Source organism: Paenibacillus sp. FSL H7-0756, assembly GCF_038006765.1.
GTDB lineage: Bacteria > Bacillota > Bacilli > Paenibacillales > Paenibacillaceae > Paenibacillus_AQ.
Map to the genome: position 1 here is coordinate 1,518,642 of NZ_JBBOVT010000002.1, position 16,890 is coordinate 1,535,531.

Genomic DNA, 16,890 nt, shown 5'->3' on the forward strand with positions numbered 1-16,890 from the left:
CCGGCTAACGTCAACAAACGGAAGGCACCACGGAAATTATGATTCTCCGCCCGTACCTTCCGTTGCCTTATCATTCACGGCTGTCCGCCGCGTGTCTAGCAGTAAATAGTAACGTGATGCTGTCCGCCCTTTTATTTTAGCGTTTCACTAGCAGCTGTATGCCAATATTCCACGGGTCCCACAGAGTGACTATACCGCCTTCTTCTTCAACACGGTATCCGGCACGCTTCACACGTTCAGCCACTTCATGCACTTCCTGAATGTCAGGGAGCAATAGTGTAAAATAATCGATACCCGCCGCATTCGCCGGAGCCGCAGGAGCCCCCTTGCCAGCCCAGGTATTCAGTCCCATATGATGATGATAGCCTCCAGCCGAAATGAACATGGCCGCATCGCCATAATGGGCGGTCACCGCGAATCCAAGCGCATCCACGTAGAATTTCTTGGCCTCTGCCAGATCGCCCACATGGAAGTGAACATGACCCATTATAGTGCCGGCAGGCAGCCCGGTCCAGCTCAGTCCTTCCGAGGCAGCCAGCAGACCGTCCACATCCACCGGATCTGTGGTCATGACCACCTCGCCTGTTGCTTCATACTTCCAGGTGTCACGGGGGCGGTCGCGGTACAGCTCGATTCCGTTATGGTCAGGGTCTTCGATGTACAGAGCTTCGCTGACCAGATGATCCCCCTGTCCGACCGATATCCCGGAGTCGATCAGATTGCGCAGCACCAGTCCCAGAGAGGGGCGGTCCGGCAGCAGAATTGCAAAATGGTACAGTCCGGCTACCGAGTTCCGGCGCAGCACCTGAGCCTGCTCAATCTCCCGCAGAACCAGCAGCACCTGCTGGCCGTCCGCCGTCAGCTCTGCCGTTCGCCCTTGCTGCCGCAGGATTTTCAGTCCTATCACATTCTGGTAAAAGCTGAGCGAGCGCTCCAAATTACTTACACGAATCTGTACAAGTCCAATTTCCAGTTGTTGCGGTAAAATAGCTGTTGTTGTCATAGGAATCCCTCCTGAAATAAATGTATGCTAATTCAAATACAATCCCCGGTGCATATTAACGGTTAGTGTTAACTGTTCCTATCCTGTCCATGCAAAGGTAATTTCGATTTCCGTTACATACTAACTTACTTAATATTAGTAGCATTCTATATGTTTGTCAATTACTTTTATAATACAGGTCATGTCCAACAAAAAAGCCCAGCCAACAGGCCAGTACCTTATCAGATTTAAAATAGTGGAGCAGACGCAATTCCCCTTCGAATTCCATCTTTTTTCCAAGCGGGTGTTTTTCTTCAGGGGCATTTGGCGTAGCGTAACGGACTGAGGTGCTCTTATCTGGGAAGAAAGTCGCCAATGGGGCAAGTAACGGACTACACAGGCCTTATCCTTTGCACGTCAACTCCGAAATGTCTCATGGAGAGACTATAAGCTCCACGGAGTCCGTTAAGCTGCAAAAAGTGGCGCTTTCGCGGGGATAAGATCTCTCCGGTCCGTTAGATTTTGGGTCGATAGGGTTTAACAAGCTTATCCATCCTTTTTAATCTGATGCTCTACTAAACTCCGAAAGCACAGTCATTCCATATACTTAGGTTCCCCAAGGATCTCTATCGATACATCCTGTGCAGTAATTCTTAGTTCACTCGGCGGGGAATCCATCAGAACCCGTAGCTCGAACCCCTGCTCCACGGCATAGATCTCGTCATACAGCCAATACTTCTTCTCCAGCGGCTCTGGCAAGCGCAGTCCGCTCACACCGCTGAACGTTAGCTTCACCTCACACTGGTAATGCATTGCCCCGCCGCAGTCCAGAATCATCTCCAGCACCCCTTCTGCAGGTATGGCATAAGAGATTACTCTTGCATCATGCAGACTCTTCTCGACTAGCTGTACCGCGCCCTCCGGGAGTTCATGCTTAACAGCTTCGTACCCTTTGCGGTATTCCCTGAAAAGCACCTGCATCCGTTCATCGTATTCCCTGCCCCACTGCAAGGCCCGTTCCTTGAACTCAGACGCAGGATAGGTGGAATTTATCGTTCCGTCATGTATCGAAGCGTGGAAGTACCCGGGAAGATATTTCAGCAGATCTTTTTTCATATATTCCAGACAATCCTTGGCCCGCTCCTCGTAGCTGATCCCTTCCGCCACATGCCAGGCCACATCCTCCACCCAATCCTGCTCTGTCTCCGGGAAGACCATGAACCCGCGCACCTGCATTTCTTCATACCAGGGTATTGTGAAAAATTTCATTCTGCCCTTCCCTCCACTCTGTAGCGATCCTTAATTCCCGGCCAGCTTCGCCCCCGCGTATACCCTATGCTCCTGCGAAGCAGCCAGAATCCAGACGGTTAACTGCTGCTTATTGAACAGGAACTCATTATCTATTCTGAGATAAGGGAGCTTCGTCCCCTCGAAGGGTCCGTCATTACGCAACATTGCATTTTCCGCCTTCATAATATTCTTCACCTGATCTTCACTCAGCCGCAGGAACTGCGCAGTCTCTGCAAGTGTCATTAACGGATGATCCTCAGCTTGGCTCTCCGTCTGCGCTCCGGCAGGTGCCGGCAGTTTCATCTCATAACCCGCCCTAATCCGATCACCGATTACGAAGCTGCCGGCAACCAGACACAGGCCCAGAATCAGAGCAGCTCCAAGAATGGTATATTGATTCTTCATGTACAGCATCTCCTTATATGTATGTTAGATTAATGCGCAGCCTTATACGTAAGGAGCCAACAGTCTCTCCACTTTCCTTCATGCAGTTCATGCTCCGGTAAAAGCTTGCCGCGGACAAATCCGTTTTTCTCGTAGACTCTGAGTGCCCTATGATTCCAGCACTGCGGGTCCATGACAATCAGGTCTGCCTGCTCCACTTCAATCAGGTGCTTCACCATCCCGCCTACTAATAGTGAACCAATGCCTTGGTTCCAGCTCTGCGGCTCACCGATGAATTGATCCATTCCGTAGACTTTTCCCATATACTCTGCGTAACCGTACTCTATCAGCTCCTCCCTGCCGACAGGATAGAACTGGATATAGCCTATGTCCCTGCCTTTGAACTGCACAATTGCCCGATGAATCTCCTCTTCCTCATGATTATAAAAAGTCGTCTGCACCAGCTCCTGATCATGCGGAAGGTCACGGCCCCCGTAATATTCCAGCACCTCCGGGTCTGAGAGCCATCGTACGAGCAGCGGCGCATCTTGCTGTTCCAGCCTGCGGACACTGAGGTCTCCGTTCTGAAATAGAATCATTATGAGATCCCCCCTTATATTCCTGTAATCCTGCCACATATGTGTCAGTCTAAACGATAGAAATCGCAGTGTAAAGTTAACGCCAGGACAGCTACGCGTCAAAAAAAGTGGCCCCGCCGGTAACCGGCAGGGCCAAAGTCTATTGTAAGGGGGTCATGGGTCTACTATACTGAGCGAAGCTTAAGGCCAGATGAAAAACACATAAAGGTTTAATGAAAATGCATGAATATATATAGTAGCAAAAAGAAAAACCCTGCCGAGGCACGGCGGGGTCTTCCACAAATGGTTCCACTGGGGGGTGGAGAACTTCACTATACTCCCCGAACCTTAAAAAAACATAAAGCGGGGCTGAAGGTTTCCTTAAAATTCACTTCCATCAAATCCTGGCTTACCCTACAGGAATCTGATGTACGATCTGATCCAGGGTGACCTCCTGCAGCACATTCTCCATCGCCTTCTGTGCAAGAGAGAACACAGGAACAATAGCTCCTGCAATGTTCTTGCCCACCGGACACTCCGGGTTCGGATGCTCATGGACAGAGAACAGAGAGTCCTCTTCCACCGCATTCACTGCCTTATAAATCTGCAGCAGCGTAATATCAGCTGCACTGCGGGCAAGCTTCGCTCCGGCTACACCGGGACGAACTTCCACAAGTCCTGCCTTATTCAACATACCCGTAAGGCGGCGAATCACTACGGGGTTGGTATTCACGCTGCCGGCGATCCACTCGGAGGTACTTTTGCCGTCTTTGTTGCTGTCAATTAAGGTTAAAATATGAATAGCCACCGCAAACCGCGTGCTAATGTTCATAACAATCACTCCTTCACACTGGCCGGAAAACTTCCGCCAGATGCAACTATAATAGTTACATTTCGAGCAATTGTCAATCCCGCGAGGAGTTTGCAGACAACAGAACACTATTCACTGTCATAAGCCTGCAATGCCACCGGCAGGGCTTGAATCACCACATTGCCCACCGCCGGAAGGGGCAGCAGCACTGCGCTGATGATCTCGTCACGGGTTGCGCCGAGCGCTTTGGCATGCTTGACATGAAAGGGAAGCCCGCTCTCCAGCCTAACCGCCGCGAGTACGGAAATATAAGCAATCTCCTCGGTTTTGGCATCCAGGCTGCTTGCAGCATCCAGCTTCTTCACAATTTCGCCAAGGGCTTTCTGCTGCTCCGGCGCTTCCTTCATAAATGTCATAAAGGCATGACTGACTTGCGGTACATTATCCACTTTAAATAACCCTCCGATTCTGGAAACATATTCTTGCATTCCAAATCATAACATCATCTTTAGTATGAGGGTTTCTTGCGTAATGCATACATTACAACTGTTAAATATTCCTAAATCTCTTCACGCACTGGTCAAAATAATCGGCTTGCCCTTGGTGACCACAATGGTGTGCTCAAACTGGGCCACGCGGCTGTTGTCGGCGACGCTGAGTGTCCAGCCATCCGCCTGCTGCTCTACAAAATCAGTTCCCGTGGACAGAAACGGCTCGATGGTAATCACCTGTCCTTCTTTCAGAACCGTCGAAACACGCGGATTATAGAAGGGCAGAATCTCAAACGGCTTCTCATGCAACGCTTTGCCGATGCCATGGCTGCATAGGTTACGCACGACTTTATAGCCGCGCTTCCGTGCTTCAGACTCCATAACCCGGCCGATCTCGTTAACCTTCATACCCGCCCGGAGATGATTAATCACGCTCATCATGGTCTCTTCCGTACTCCGGCAGAGGTGAACCAGTTTCTCATTATAAGGAGGCAGTTGAAACGATACCCCGGCATCGCCAAAATAACCGTTCAGCTCGGCGGAGACATCAATATTGATCAGATCTCCGGCCTGAATGACGCGTTGTCCCGGAATTCCATGTGCCACCTCTTCATTGACACTGATACAGGTCGTTCCAGGGAAGTTGTAGGTTACCTTTGGAGCAGATTTTGCGCCAAAATGGTTCAGAATCTTCGCCCCCACTTCATCCAGCTCCGCAGTCGTCATTCCGGGAACTACACTTTTTTTCATCTCCGCGATGGTGTGGCCTACCACTGCACCCGCCGCTTTCAGTCCTTGCATATCCTGGAGCGTCTCGCTCGTCATCCCTGCTCACATTCCTCTCGTTATCAAAGCTACACCTTGAGTATGTATCCTACAAGTATAACAGCCTTGTTACGCAGAGTGAAATGAACGTACCTATTACCTTATTGCACCTACAGCCTTCATCCAGGCATCGGCGATTAGGGCATGTCCGGCAGGCGAAGGGTGCACGCCATCCGCCGCCCAGTAGCCAGGTTCAGCGTTGACGGATGCCGCTGCGAACAGGCCGTCCAGCGGCACCAGCACCGCTCCGTATTCACGGGCCAGCTCACGGACCACATGGATTTTGGGGTCCAGGTCCTGACGCCAGCCCTTGCGGTCTTCCGGCACCGGCAATACGAACGGCTCCACCAGTACCAGCTTGGCGTCCAGATGCTGCTTGGTCCGTTCAATCAGATCACGGTAGGACGACTCGAATTCAGCTGCTGTAGTCTCCTGCCCCGAATCATACCAGCGCCAGGTATCATTTATTCCAATATAAATAGATACCCAGGTTGGCTTCAGCGCAAGACAATCCCGCTCCCAGCGCTCCTGCAGGTCTACCGCCCGGTTGCCGCTGATTCCGCGGTTCAGGAACGTAAGATTCTTCTCTGCATACTGAAGGCCAAGCCGGGCGCCGGCCATCAGCGCGTAACCTACACCCAGCGATGAGGCATCGGCGTAATTGCGTCCACAATCCGTGATACTATCTCCCTGGAACAGGATGATATCGTTCTTTTGAAATGGCATGCCTGAAATCCTCCTATGAAAACATCTGTTATATAAACATGATCATTATAGCAAATAGACTTTCCTGCGGACACGTTTTCATTGAAAATTATTCCTTCTATTTTAAATTAGAAAACCCCCTAAGACTGCCATATGACAGCCCGAGGGGGATCTTAGGATCAAAGATTAATAGGCCAGGCTGAACAAGCCATGGATATGAGTCAAGTAACGGATATTGCTGGCTTCCTTCATCAGTGTAGCCGGCAGCCCCTTCAGCGGAGTGGAGTTACCGCCGACAATGGCTACCCCGTCTTTGCGTCCGAGGCTGGCAAGTGTGCCGGAATTGACCGGGCTGAAGGCTTCCTGCGGTTTATCATTAAGATATGCGAACAGATTGTAGCCAATCAGCTCACCCATCTGCCAAGCGATCTGTGCCGTTGGCGGATAAGGACGGCCATCCGGTGCAAAGACAACAGCGCTGTCTCCGGCTACAAATACATTAGGGTGTGAAGTGGACTGCAGGAACTCATTCACCGTGGCCCGGCCGCGGTTGACTTCAAGACCGGATTCGCCAACCAGCGGATTGCCCTGTACCCCGCCGGTCCAGACGAAGGTGTTCGCCACAATCTGCTGGCCATCCTTCAGATCAATCGTATTGTCAACCACCTTTGTAACCGGAAGACCCGTCAGGAACTGCACCCCGCGCTTCTCCAGGCTGGCCGTAGCGCGCTCAATCAGATGATCCGGCAGGACGGGGAGAATCTTCGGACCCGCCTCAACGAGCAGAAGCTTGATCTCAGCAGGATTCACTCCGTATTGCTTCGTCAGCTTAGGCAGAATGTCAGCAATTTCGCCTACCAGCTCTACGCCGGTCAGTCCGCCGCCGCCGATCAGAATCGTAGCATCTGCTGCGTTGCGGGTTTTGGAATAGTCACGAATCCGGTCTTCAATATGACGGCGGATCCGCAGCGCATCTGCTGCTGATTTCAGCACCATGCTGTACTCTTCAAGTCCCGGAATACCAAAGTATGCGGTGGTGCTGCCGAGACCGACAACGAGAGCATCATAAGTCAGCATAACGCCGTCCGAGAGAATAACCTGCTTGTTCTCTGCGGAGAACGAGTTGACCTTGGCGATTTTCAGATCAATATCCTTACCGGCGAACAGCTTCGCCAGTGGCATGGCAACCGCCTGTTCAGACGCACTGCCCGCTGCAAGCCGGTGCAATTCCGTAATAATCTGGTGTGTCGGATACTGATTGACAACCGTAATTTTGGCTTCCGCTTTGCTCATATATTTACGAACGGTTAAGGCACTAAGCAGACCGCCGTAGCCTGCACCTAGAATCACTATATGTTTTGACATGATTATTCCTCCATCATTAAGTATTACGGGCTTATTTGCCCGATTGGCGTTCACCGCTGACCTGCAGATAGGCATTCATAAACCGGAGAGCCTTCTGCACCTGCGGGTCCTTGATCATCTTCATCATGCCGAACAGGCTGACGGTTTCGCTGCTTGCTTCCGCGCGGTCTTTCGCTTCAATGACAGTAGCCGCCAGATTCTTGGCTGTGCCCACCACAGGACCCGCCATTTCCTTGATCGCACCGACTGTGTCATTCTTAAGCACTTCATCCGTGGCCACCGACTGCACAAAATCTAATGATTTGGACAATACACTGACCATTTGTGTGATCTGCGGCAGCTGCTCGACCAGTACCATCAGAGATTGCTGAACCTCCGGCTTCAAGAGCTCTTTCAGTACATCCTCTTTGGGAAGGGCTGCTTCTGGTATTTCTTGTTCAGGAAGATTTTGGGTAAGGGTTTCTGACATATCGAAGTCTCCTTTTACAAATCGTATTCTTGCATAATGACATCCAGGTAAAACTATGTGACTATTATAACACTCTATTTGTTATTATTGTCACAATCTTTTTGTCTTTTCAACCTATTTTTGTGATTATTATCACTTCCTCGTCGATTTCATCCAACTTAGTCATTAAATCAGGTTAAATTTACAAATGATTATGTTTTTGCTCATTGACGTATACGGATAGTCGTGATATCTTAAGCAAGTAACTTATTGTAAGTTTATTAATTAATATCAGCAATTAATTTTAACTAAGCAGCATACATAATTAGATGGAGGTAATGATTTATGAGTACTTTTTCCGAATTGGTGCAATCCCGCAGATCGGCTAATAATTTCGTGGAAGGTGTTACCATCCCGCAGAGTGAGCTTGAAGAGATGTTCTCCCTGGCCCGTCTGGCTCCCTCAGCTTATAATCTTCAGCACGCCCATTACAAAGTAATCAGCGATGACAACGTGAAGGAAGCCATCCGCAAGGACGCGTATGGCCAATACAAGATCCACACTGCTTCTGCTGTTATTGTCGTGCTGGGTGACAAGAATGCCTATCAGCAGGCTCCTGAAATCTATAGCGGGCTTAAGCTGCTGGGAGCAATGAGCGAAGATGCTTATGAGCAAACCATTCAATCCATCAATGATGCATATACCGGGAATGATGCGTTCCAGCGGGATGAAGCGATCCGCAATGCTTCTCTGTCGGCGATGCAGTTCATGCTGATTGCCAAGGATAAGGGCTGGGATACCTGCCCGATGATCGGCTTCGATCCGGAGGCTGTGAAGGCTACCCTCGGTCTGGGCGACCATATGGTTCCAGTAATGCTGATTACGATCGGCAAGGACAACCAGCACAAGATCAGATCGCGCGGCTACCGCAAGCCGGTTAATGAGTTTGTTGAATTTATCTAATAAAAAGGGTCTTCCGGCTACTACACCGAAAGACCCTTATTTATATCATCCTTCCGTATTCATAACCCCATCCTCACCGGGCATACTGCAAAATTGCCACAGCCGCACGCTCCTGCCGTTCCACATCCGTACTGTGCAAAGCCGCCTTCAGGACAGCCAGCGCCTGCACTACTGTAGCTTCATCCACTTGAACCGAAGGGGTACCGGCGGTACTCCCGCCTTCACCAGCCTGATTCCCCAGCCACAGATCGATACGGGCTGCGGGCAGCACTCCGGAATAGACAGTTATTCTGCTGTCAGAGGCAAGCAGCTCTGTTACAGCCGGATTAACAGCAGCGAGGGGCAGACTCTTCAGCCAGGTGACACCGCGCCGGTGTGCTGTACTGTCCTCTGTTCCGCTGTGCCGGGTATCATAGAAATAATCGCCAAGATCCCCAAGATATAACCACTCTTCATCGGCGATCAGCACATAATCCCCATCCTGCATCGCATTGACGAAGATATCCAGGGTATTCGCTGCACTCTCCAGCTCCTGTCCGTGATAGCTGGCAGCAACCAGCTTACGGATAATCTCTTCTCTGCTGTGATGCTCCAGATCACCCACGCCGGGATAGCCCGCACATATATAATTATCCTCCAAAAAGGACTTCAGCAGCCCGCTGCCGGGTTCCTCAAGCTTCACCCCATACAAGCTCATTTCCGTATCCTTTCCCTCCACGCAAAGCTGCCGGAGTATACGCAGCATTGAAACCATCCTTTTCATTATACAGCAAAGGCAGTGGGATTTGAATTCAGCAGATTCTAAGGAAATCGCAGAATAATAGCGCTTACAAGACCTTTTTCCAAACAGGAAGTGCAAATTTAAAAATTTCGGCTTTTTACTATTCTCCGTACGGACGGTATAATTCAGATATCAGCTCAAGGAAACAGATACTGCAGAAAGAACGTGAGCCAGGGCAGAATCTCCGGCAGCTAATCTTAAGCAGCGCTCCACCTTGTGACTGAGACTATATCTTTGATCCTGACATTCCCGCCTTAAGTGAGTCCCTGCACGAAACGGTATGAGCTTCTTAAAGCTCACAGGCTACACCATCCAATCCTATCGTGGTAAGCGGATCAGTTAGAGCAGTATGAATGTGCAGGATAGGCAAATATACTGCCGCCTCGGACCATTTCTACCCGGCTGAGTACAAAGGATAGGATAAGGAGTCTGAGACTAACATGGGTATAGTGGTAACATTATAAACCTCTATTGTTGATGTACTGATCAACGATAGAGGTTTATATGTGTTTGCACAGTCTTACCGCCGCTCTAGGTTAACGCAGGCCTTCAGCCACTTTTAGCAGCATCTCTCTGGTGACTTTAGGCGAGCCGGTACTTACCTGATACATCAAATTCCTCTCCTCATCCTCCCGCACCTCAATCCAGCGGATGTAAGCATAATAACCGTTGCTGTTATTCTCATAGGCTTGGCGGTTCTCAACATACAAGGCTTCCTCAGAATTCACCTTTAGATGCTCAACCTTTGTATTTGCCCAAACATCAGATGTAAGCTGTGCCCACGGAGTAAGCGGGGAATAAGTAATCGAGATAAAATCATTTTCTCCCTTAGGACCTTGGTACACCAGCTCAGGACTAACCGTCCCGGCTTGCTGGTTGGGCACATTGAAGCTCTTGATCCAGGCATAATGCTCACCGGGCTTAAGCCGCTTGGTTAGGACATTCGTGTATTTTTTGACCCAGGAGCTGTCTGTAATGCCCACTGTACTGTCGGATCTTCCTTCGGCAAAATGATACCCTTCCGGCATTCGGCCCGGCACGCTCAGCTTACTTGTGACAGGCTCCATAGCCTTCTTCCAGCTATCGATATCTGTGAATATCTGCGGGCGGTTAATCATACGGAGCTCCGTCATCCCGTTTGACCTGGAAATTAGCAGCATAGCCGACTCATTATCAGCGAGCTGGGACTGAATGTCTGTAATCATTCGCCTTGTATGGTTCGCAAAGGCTGTCGACTCATTAGCTCCCTCATGAATGTCTACTTCCAAACTGGTGGCACCATAAGTAACCTGCCATAGCCGCTCCGCACCATAGACCACGCCGCCGAATAGCATCAGTCCGCAGAGTACCAGGGCGATCCTCGCTGTCCCGCGCACGCGCACGGGCCGGCCGGTATTTCCCCGCTGCTGCGGCAGATGAAATTGCTCAAAGCTCGCTGCTAACCGCTGCTCTAGCGGCTCCGGTACGGCTATGGTACGTCTATACTCAGCATACTCCTGCTTCAGTTGACTCTCGGCAGACATGTCCATTCCTCCTTCATCTCATCTTCCTCCGTAAAAGCCGCATGCTGCCGCAGCTTGCGCAGCGCTTTATGATGCCTGGACTTAGCTGTCCCCAGTGGTATGCCCAAGGCTGAAGCAATCTCATCATAGCTGCACTCCCCATAGTAACGCAGCACAATTACACTGCGGAGCTTGGGCGGCAGTCCGCTGACCAGCTGCATCAGTTCGCCCTGTTGTTCCTGCATCAGAAGCTGTGCATCCGCCCCCGGATACAGGATCTCAGATGTATTCTCCCGGCTGCGGATCATGAGCCGCATCAGGCGCCAGCTTCTGCGGTTCCAATTACTGCATTGCCTGACGATTATACCGTTCAACCAGGCGCCGAAGGGGCGTGTGCCATCATACTGCGGCAGGCAACGGAACAGCTCGACATAAATTTCATTGACTACATCTGCCACATCAGCCTGCCGGTTCACCAGCAGGCTGACCGTTCCGTATACCTGTTGCCGGATGGTGTTATGTAATACGGTGAAGGCTTCTTTATCTCCTTGTGCCAGCCTTTGCAGACAATCCCGAAGCTCTTCTTCAGTCATCTTCCTCTCCCCTCTCTAAGTTGACTTCACTCTATATTGGTCCGGTACCGGCCGAAGGTTCCCTTATTATGCAATTTATTTCATCCTGACATATCAAAAACCGGTTGCCCATGAGTTTCATCATGTGCAACCGGTTCTTGTGCTGCCGCCGGAACCTCCCTGGCTATGCGTTACAGATTACAAAGGCTCATTCCCCCATACCAGACTGCCGGAGAGGTAAGCCGGAAGCTTGGCCCAATCCGCAGGAGCTGTACCTGTAGGATTAAACGAATAGTCATCGGACTGGTTATAGTTGGTCCAGTCCACCTTGGAGGCCCGCATCTGGATATCGATGCTGGCTCCCGGAGCAAGCGAGCCTGCTGCTGCTGTGAAGCCCAGCTCCAGGTAATGGTCCGCTCCGCTCAAGGCTGCCGGAAGCTTCACGAACGTCCCTGTCACATTGGCGCTCCCTATCTGGGACCAGTCACAGAAGAAATTCTGGGCCTGCTCGCCGTCACTGGTGTAATAATATCTGAGCTTCACATCTGCGAGGGAGACCGCAGCAGTACCGGTATTCACCAGCTTGATCCGCGGGCTGAGGGCATTCGTTGCAGCTGCCGTGCTGCTGTTGAACATCTGGACCTTCAGACCGCCGTCCACCGGCGCTGTCGTATCGCTTACTGTAATCGCCAGGGTCTTCGCAGCCCCTGCACTGAACTGGAAGCTCAGCGTGGTTGTTCCCACAGCCTGTGCTGCCAGATAGGCCTTGTGGATCGTTACAACCGATCCGCTCACTGTATAGTCGGTTCCGGCGGTTAACACTGCCGGGCCATTTTTGATAGAAGCTAAAGTATTCCCGTTCAAGGTCATCGCTATTTCAATGTCGCTCTGATTACCCGTCTTCTTGTCGAAGCTGGCAGTGACTGGTGTTATGGCTGAATCATTAGCCGTTGATGTCGTATCTGCCACCGTAACCGTTAAGGTCTTCGCAGCTCCGGCACTGAAATGGAAGCTTAATGTGCTAGTTCCCACAGCCTGCGCTGCCAGATAAGCCTTATGGATCGTCACTGTTGAACCGCTGACTGTATAATCCGTGCCAGCAGTTAGCGTAGTAGAACCATTGGTGATGGAATCCAGGGTATTTCCGTTCAAGGTCATCGTCACTGCAATGTCGCTCTGATTCCCCGTCTTCTTATCAAAGCTGGCAGTGACCGGCGTAATGACGGAGCCTGCTGCCGGAGGGTTCACCGGATCTGCATATAACGTCCCGCGGCCATTGGTTCCGAGATAGACACGGCCATAGACGCGCGGATCTCCTGTAATCGCCATATTAATTCTGGCATACTGATGATTATCATCATTAATCCGCACCCAGCTGGCTCCGGCGTCATCCGAACGGAAGACTCCTCTAACCCCGTCAATCTGGGCTACCGTATAGAGTGCCATATAATTCTCACCCGGCGCGGCCTTACCGAACCCGATCAGGTCCGCTTCTTCCACATTGCTCAACTTCGTGAAGCTGGCACCTGAGTTGGTAGAATGCCAGATGCCGTACTTATCCAGCGGATGCCCGCCGGCGAACCAGATATCTCCTTCAACGCCTGGCATCGCCTTAAGACTGACCTGTGCCTGGCTGGGCTGCAGGCCGTTCACGTTATTGGCAGGCAAGCCGGTGGCTGCCGTAGCAGTGAAGGTAGCTCCGCTATCCGTACTGACATAGAGCTTGCCCTCATAGAAGCCATAGAATTTATTCGGATTCACCCGGTCCGAGGCAATCTTCGCTCCGGCAGGTACGCCGCTGCTTGCGGTCCAGGCATTGCCCCCGGTCTTGGAATAAAAGACCCCGATATCTGAGGTGCTCCACAGCAGCGCATTGCCGCTCGCCGATACAGCAATCTGGCCCTGGCCTACCGTGGTGCTGCCGTTTCTGGAGGGTTCCGCATTGGGCATATACCAGTTCTTGCCGTTGTCATTCGAAATCCCGATCGACTTGCTGTTCGGATATTTCTCTTTGTCCACACCGCCGACACGGACGACATAGGCCGGGTCCAGCTCCGCATAATCGATGCTGTTCGTGCTGGCCCAGGAAGGGCTGGTCTGGAACTTGACGGGTGCCGCTGTCAGATCCTCATACCGGAAGCCGGACACATCGCCAAGTGCGGTAATCAGGTGGGCACCCGCTGGCGGGCTGATCAGCCCAAGCACTGCGGTCTCTTCTACCCCTTTAGCCATAACGGATATCTTGACCTTGCCGCCGGTGTCCCAGGCTCCGAGGTTATTCGTACCATAGATCGTAGCACCCGTGCCGTACATCATCCGGTCCGAGTTGAACGGGTCAATCTCAAGGTCCCCCATCATCCAGCCCATCTTCGGTGCAGGATCAAGCGAGCTCGAAGTCAGTCCAAGATTAAGCCACGGCGCCGCCGTGATATCCATCTCGAACTTGTAGTTGCGCTCCGGATAGAAGCCCCAATCCCAGATCCGGCTCCAGGTCTCTCCGCCGTCCTTACTGCGGAAGATCACCTCGTCCGGCCACCAGGCGTTGAGACTGGCGACCATCAGCGTATTCGGATGCTGGGCATCCAGGGCAAGCCCACCGAAGCCGTAGAAGTTGTCGGCCCCCGTTGTAGGGCTGATATTTTTCCAAACCCCGCTGGTTGTGTTGTATTTCCAGACCTCGCCTTTGTGTCCGTCATACGGACCTACCCCGTCACTGTAAGTAATGTACAGATCGCCGGTAGGAGACAGCTCCCCATGATGCGGAAGCAGGCCTACAGGCTGGCCGGGCAGCGCAGACCAGGTGGCGCCTCCATCTGTGCTGCGGAACACACTTTTGGCGGTATCGGCGACGCCGACATAGATCGTCTGGGTCGCTTGTCCGGCAGAGCCCGTGCTTTTATCAAAAGTAATCCAGGACAAGCCCACGATATCACTCTGATACTCATTCCCCGGATCTTGGATGTACGTTCCTACGTTAGTGAAGGAGGTAACCTTGGACCAAGTCACGCCAGAGTCCACACTCTTCCACAGACCGTTCCCGCTCCGCGCCCCGAAGAACAGGATGCTGTTCTTATTAGGGTCAATCACCAGCCGTTCTCCGGCTGAACGTCCAGGCATATTGCCGCCAACCTTGAACGGCAGCGGGGTAGACTGCCAGGTATCCCCACGGTCGCTGGAACGCATAATTTGACCGTTGCCGTCCCAGGAATTCGTGTATGTGCCCGTTGCCATATACACCTTGTCCGGATCAACCGGATCAGTAGCCAGCGCATCTACCCCGTTCTTGTTCCAGTCCGCCCAGCCGACCGAGTCAGTCAGCGGAATCCAGCTCTTGTCCGCCTCATTCCAGCGGTAAGCGCCGCCAATATCCGTCCGCGCATAGATCAGATTCGGTTCCGTCTGGTTGAAAATAATCCCCGGCACAAAACCGCCGCCCGCACCGGTAACCACACTGTTCCAGCTATAGTCTTCAGTGGCTGCGGCATGGGTTACAGCGGGAGCAACGTTCAACAAAGAGCCTGACATCGCTGTCAGCAGGACAAGTATTCCTAGTCTTCGGATACGTTTTCGACTCATGATCCTTACCTCCCCAAGCATACTTTGGTAACGCTTCCATCATAGAGCAGATTTCGCCGATGCTGTGAGAGAAAACGGTTGATTATACGGGAATTTTGTCAGCAATTAGCGCACCATTTTCACACTTGACGAATTTGGGGATTGGGGTACTGTGTAATGAAAAAACCTCGCGATCAGCAATCGCAAGGCAGTTCAGAGCTAGTTCTCTATTGGAGGCGGCAGCACAATCGGCTGATACCCTAGCGCAGCATCCACAATCTCCTCCGGCGTCAGCTCCGGCTCATTCCAGAAGATCAGATCACTCACGCCGGGATGAGGCACATTGCTCGCTACCACCTCCAGCCACTCATCCAGCTCCGCCTCAGTTCCTTCAGCGTTCACGATCTTGGTTACAAGAGCAATTAGTTGTTGTCGGGATAGGGACATTATGGGAGCCTCCTTTTATGTGTTAAATATCCATTTCACCACGTTGTGACTATTGCGCATCATCTTGTTTGGGTCGGTATGGTAGTCTACCACCACTTCAACACCTAATGCGGCAACAAGGAAATCATTCGACAGTTCGGAAGATAACAACAGGTTTGATAGTGCATCATAGAAGGGCTGGTTACGTTCATTCAGTGCATCATCCAGGTAATCTATATGGCGGGTATCGATAGAAATTCTTGTTTCATACACTTCTTCTGACTTGCTCAAAAGCACTACAAACCTGTTCCGCTTGACTTCGCCCTGGATTAGAATAATTCTCCCTTTCTCAAGAAGAGCGGTTAAAGGGTCTGTCAGCATTCCCTGAATCGTGAGAGTTCTCGAATCTTCATATTCCCAGTTTCTTATTGATTCGATCTGTTTGATAGCAGGTGCAAAACCCTTGTCTCGCACAATTCTCAACAATTTATCCGGGTCAATGATGTCCCGAGAGTAGATGACTATGTTGAAGTTAGCCGCTATGGGGATCACCTCGCTCAATAAAACTAAAGTAGCTTCTTTCTATATGTGCCCTCTTCCATAGTTTTTCTAGTCTTAATTGTATCTGCGTTCCCTCCTCCTTTTATTAGATAGATCCTTCCTTAGCTATCATCATTAGGTTGCTCCACTTTATTAATAGAAATTGCTATATGAGAATTCTCAAAAACCCGGAAAGTATAAGCTTTTCCAACGTCTACATTAACGTATCCAGGGGCCAGGTATAGCTTTAAACGCTTAGAATTGTCACTAACCCAAATACGGTCACTACTTCTATACTCATGTTCTCGTTCAATAATGGATACCACTTTTACGAGATATCCTGTAAAGACATCTTTGGTCAGATTATATGTATTTATCCCAGCAACACAGATACTAAATACTGCAAATATGAGAACAGGTAATAATACCACTCTTTTCCATAACTTATCTAACTGATTACGATTTCGAACGAATGCCAAAGGAAGCTCTACAATTAGTCCATACAAAGAAACTATCCCACGAAACATTTCAAACAACAAGATCCTTCGCTCAAATGAACTATACTTTAAGACTATTGTAGCGATAAGTATAGTAAACATAATGATAAATAATACTCTCACTATTGTTCTTTTTTTTATTTCCATATACCTACCCTATGAGTTCGAATTGTTG

Annotated in this window: 18 protein-coding genes; 1 reads left to right on the plus strand and 17 read right to left on the minus strand. The window is 50.8% G+C overall.

Features of this window, described 5'->3' with window-relative positions; genetic code table 11:
• Positions 1–136 precede the first annotated feature (136 nt).
• From NST04_RS23335 to NST04_RS23380, 10 genes are all read right to left on the minus strand, one after another.
• Positions 137–1,003, minus strand: a complete 867-nt coding sequence (locus NST04_RS23335) for a VOC family protein (protein ID WP_341186344.1) — start codon at positions 1,001–1,003, stop codon at positions 137–139.
• A gap of 573 nt (positions 1,004–1,576) precedes the next feature.
• A complete protein-coding gene (locus NST04_RS23340) occupies positions 1,577–2,251 on the minus strand; it encodes a DUF4085 family protein (RefSeq protein WP_341186345.1) in 675 nt (224 codons plus the stop codon).
• Between the two features lie 30 nt (positions 2,252–2,281).
• A complete protein-coding gene (locus NST04_RS23345; protein WP_341186346.1) occupies positions 2,282–2,677 on the minus strand; it encodes a hypothetical protein in 396 nt (131 codons plus the stop codon).
• 29 nt (positions 2,678–2,706) lie between these two features.
• Positions 2,707–3,255, minus strand: coding sequence for a GNAT family N-acetyltransferase (locus tag NST04_RS23350; protein ID WP_341186347.1), 549 nt, complete (start codon positions 3,253–3,255; stop codon positions 2,707–2,709).
• 388 nt (positions 3,256–3,643) lie between these two features.
• Positions 3,644–4,066: an Rrf2 family transcriptional regulator gene (locus NST04_RS23355; protein ID WP_341021047.1), complete on the minus strand. Its 423-nt coding sequence runs from the start codon at positions 4,064–4,066 to the stop codon at positions 3,644–3,646.
• Between the two features lie 107 nt (positions 4,067–4,173).
• Positions 4,174–4,461, minus strand: coding sequence for a carboxymuconolactone decarboxylase family protein (locus NST04_RS23360; protein WP_036695137.1), 288 nt, complete (start codon positions 4,459–4,461; stop codon positions 4,174–4,176).
• A gap of 153 nt (positions 4,462–4,614) precedes the next feature.
• Complete coding sequence (map, locus tag NST04_RS23365; protein ID WP_341186348.1) at positions 4,615–5,361, minus strand: type I methionyl aminopeptidase; 747 nt, start codon at positions 5,359–5,361, stop codon at positions 4,615–4,617.
• Between the two features lie 96 nt (positions 5,362–5,457).
• A complete protein-coding gene (locus NST04_RS23370; protein ID WP_341186349.1) occupies positions 5,458–6,087 on the minus strand; it encodes an SGNH/GDSL hydrolase family protein in 630 nt (209 codons plus the stop codon).
• A gap of 165 nt (positions 6,088–6,252) precedes the next feature.
• Positions 6,253–7,431 carry an NAD(P)/FAD-dependent oxidoreductase gene (locus NST04_RS23375; protein ID WP_341186350.1) on the minus strand — a complete coding sequence of 393 codons (1,179 nt, stop codon included), beginning with the start codon at positions 7,429–7,431 and terminating at the stop codon, positions 6,253–6,255.
• 31 nt (positions 7,432–7,462) lie between these two features.
• Positions 7,463–7,900, minus strand: coding sequence for a DUF1641 domain-containing protein (locus NST04_RS23380; protein ID WP_341186351.1), 438 nt, complete (start codon positions 7,898–7,900; stop codon positions 7,463–7,465).
• A 324-nt stretch (positions 7,901–8,224) separates the two neighbouring features.
• Between NST04_RS23380 and NST04_RS23385 the strand changes: the two genes are divergently transcribed.
• Positions 8,225–8,842, plus strand: coding sequence for a nitroreductase family protein (locus NST04_RS23385; RefSeq protein ID WP_341186352.1), 618 nt, complete (start codon positions 8,225–8,227; stop codon positions 8,840–8,842).
• Positions 8,843–8,915: 73 nt separating this feature from the next.
• Here NST04_RS23385 and NST04_RS23390 read toward each other — a convergent pair whose 3' ends face one another.
• The 7 genes from NST04_RS23390 to NST04_RS23420 form a co-directional block, all read right to left on the minus strand.
• On the minus strand, positions 8,916–9,524 hold the full coding sequence (locus NST04_RS23390; protein ID WP_341186353.1) for a hypothetical protein: 609 nt from the start codon (positions 9,522–9,524) through the stop codon (positions 8,916–8,918).
• A 635-nt stretch (positions 9,525–10,159) separates the two neighbouring features.
• A complete protein-coding gene (locus tag NST04_RS23395; RefSeq protein WP_341186354.1) occupies positions 10,160–11,146 on the minus strand; it encodes a hypothetical protein in 987 nt (328 codons plus the stop codon).
• Positions 11,125–11,718 carry a sigma-70 family RNA polymerase sigma factor gene (locus NST04_RS23400; RefSeq protein WP_341186355.1) on the minus strand — a complete coding sequence of 198 codons (594 nt, stop codon included), beginning with the start codon at positions 11,716–11,718 and terminating at the stop codon, positions 11,125–11,127. The genes NST04_RS23395 and NST04_RS23400 overlap by 22 nt, the downstream gene beginning before the upstream one ends.
• Positions 11,719–11,895: 177 nt before the next feature.
• Complete coding sequence (locus tag NST04_RS23405; protein WP_341186356.1) at positions 11,896–15,273, minus strand: X2-like carbohydrate binding domain-containing protein; 3,378 nt, start codon at positions 15,271–15,273, stop codon at positions 11,896–11,898.
• 198 nt (positions 15,274–15,471) lie between these two features.
• Entirely contained in the window at positions 15,472–15,699 is a 228-nt protein-coding gene (locus tag NST04_RS23410) for a hypothetical protein (RefSeq protein WP_341186357.1), read from the minus strand.
• A gap of 15 nt (positions 15,700–15,714) precedes the next feature.
• Entirely contained in the window at positions 15,715–16,239 is a 525-nt protein-coding gene (locus NST04_RS23415) for a hypothetical protein (RefSeq protein WP_341186358.1), read from the minus strand.
• A gap of 101 nt (positions 16,240–16,340) precedes the next feature.
• A complete protein-coding gene (locus NST04_RS23420; RefSeq protein WP_341186359.1) occupies positions 16,341–16,862 on the minus strand; it encodes a hypothetical protein in 522 nt (173 codons plus the stop codon).
• Between the last annotated feature and the right edge of the window lie 28 nt (positions 16,863–16,890).

Bases quoted from the DNA above. Each gene is read 5' to 3' on its own strand.
- NST04_RS23335 (WP_341186344.1), bottom strand. From the start codon at position 1,003: ATGACAACAACAGCTATTTTACCGCAACAACTGGAAATTGGACTTGTA.
- NST04_RS23410 (WP_341186357.1), bottom strand. From the start codon at position 15,699: ATGTCCCTATCCCGACAACAACTAATTGCTCTTGTAACCAAGATCGTG.
- NST04_RS23360 (WP_036695137.1), bottom strand. From the start codon at position 4,461: ATGACATTTATGAAGGAAGCGCCGGAGCAGCAGAAAGCCCTTGGCGAA.
- NST04_RS23345 (WP_341186346.1), bottom strand. From the start codon at position 2,677: ATGAAGAATCAATATACCATTCTTGGAGCTGCTCTGATTCTGGGCCTG.
- NST04_RS23340 (WP_341186345.1), bottom strand. From the start codon at position 2,251: ATGAAATTTTTCACAATACCCTGGTATGAAGAAATGCAGGTGCGCGGG.
- NST04_RS23370 (WP_341186349.1), bottom strand. From the start codon at position 6,087: ATGCCATTTCAAAAGAACGATATCATCCTGTTCCAGGGAGATAGTATC.
- NST04_RS23375 (WP_341186350.1), bottom strand. From the start codon at position 7,431: ATGTCAAAACATATAGTGATTCTAGGTGCAGGCTACGGCGGTCTGCTT.
- NST04_RS23405 (WP_341186356.1), bottom strand. From the start codon at position 15,273: ATGAGTCGAAAACGTATCCGAAGACTAGGAATACTTGTCCTGCTGACA.
- NST04_RS23400 (WP_341186355.1), bottom strand. From the start codon at position 11,718: ATGACTGAAGAAGAGCTTCGGGATTGTCTGCAAAGGCTGGCACAAGGA.
- NST04_RS23350 (WP_341186347.1), bottom strand. From the start codon at position 3,255: ATGATTCTATTTCAGAACGGAGACCTCAGTGTCCGCAGGCTGGAACAG.
- map (WP_341186348.1), bottom strand. From the start codon at position 5,361: ATGACGAGCGAGACGCTCCAGGATATGCAAGGACTGAAAGCGGCGGGT.
- NST04_RS23355 (WP_341021047.1), bottom strand. From the start codon at position 4,066: ATGAACATTAGCACGCGGTTTGCGGTGGCTATTCATATTTTAACCTTA.
- NST04_RS23385 (WP_341186352.1), top strand. From the start codon at position 8,225: ATGAGTACTTTTTCCGAATTGGTGCAATCCCGCAGATCGGCTAATAAT.
- NST04_RS23380 (WP_341186351.1), bottom strand. From the start codon at position 7,900: ATGTCAGAAACCCTTACCCAAAATCTTCCTGAACAAGAAATACCAGAA.
- NST04_RS23420 (WP_341186359.1), bottom strand. From the start codon at position 16,862: ATGGAAATAAAAAAAAGAACAATAGTGAGAGTATTATTTATCATTATG.
- NST04_RS23395 (WP_341186354.1), bottom strand. From the start codon at position 11,146: ATGTCTGCCGAGAGTCAACTGAAGCAGGAGTATGCTGAGTATAGACGT.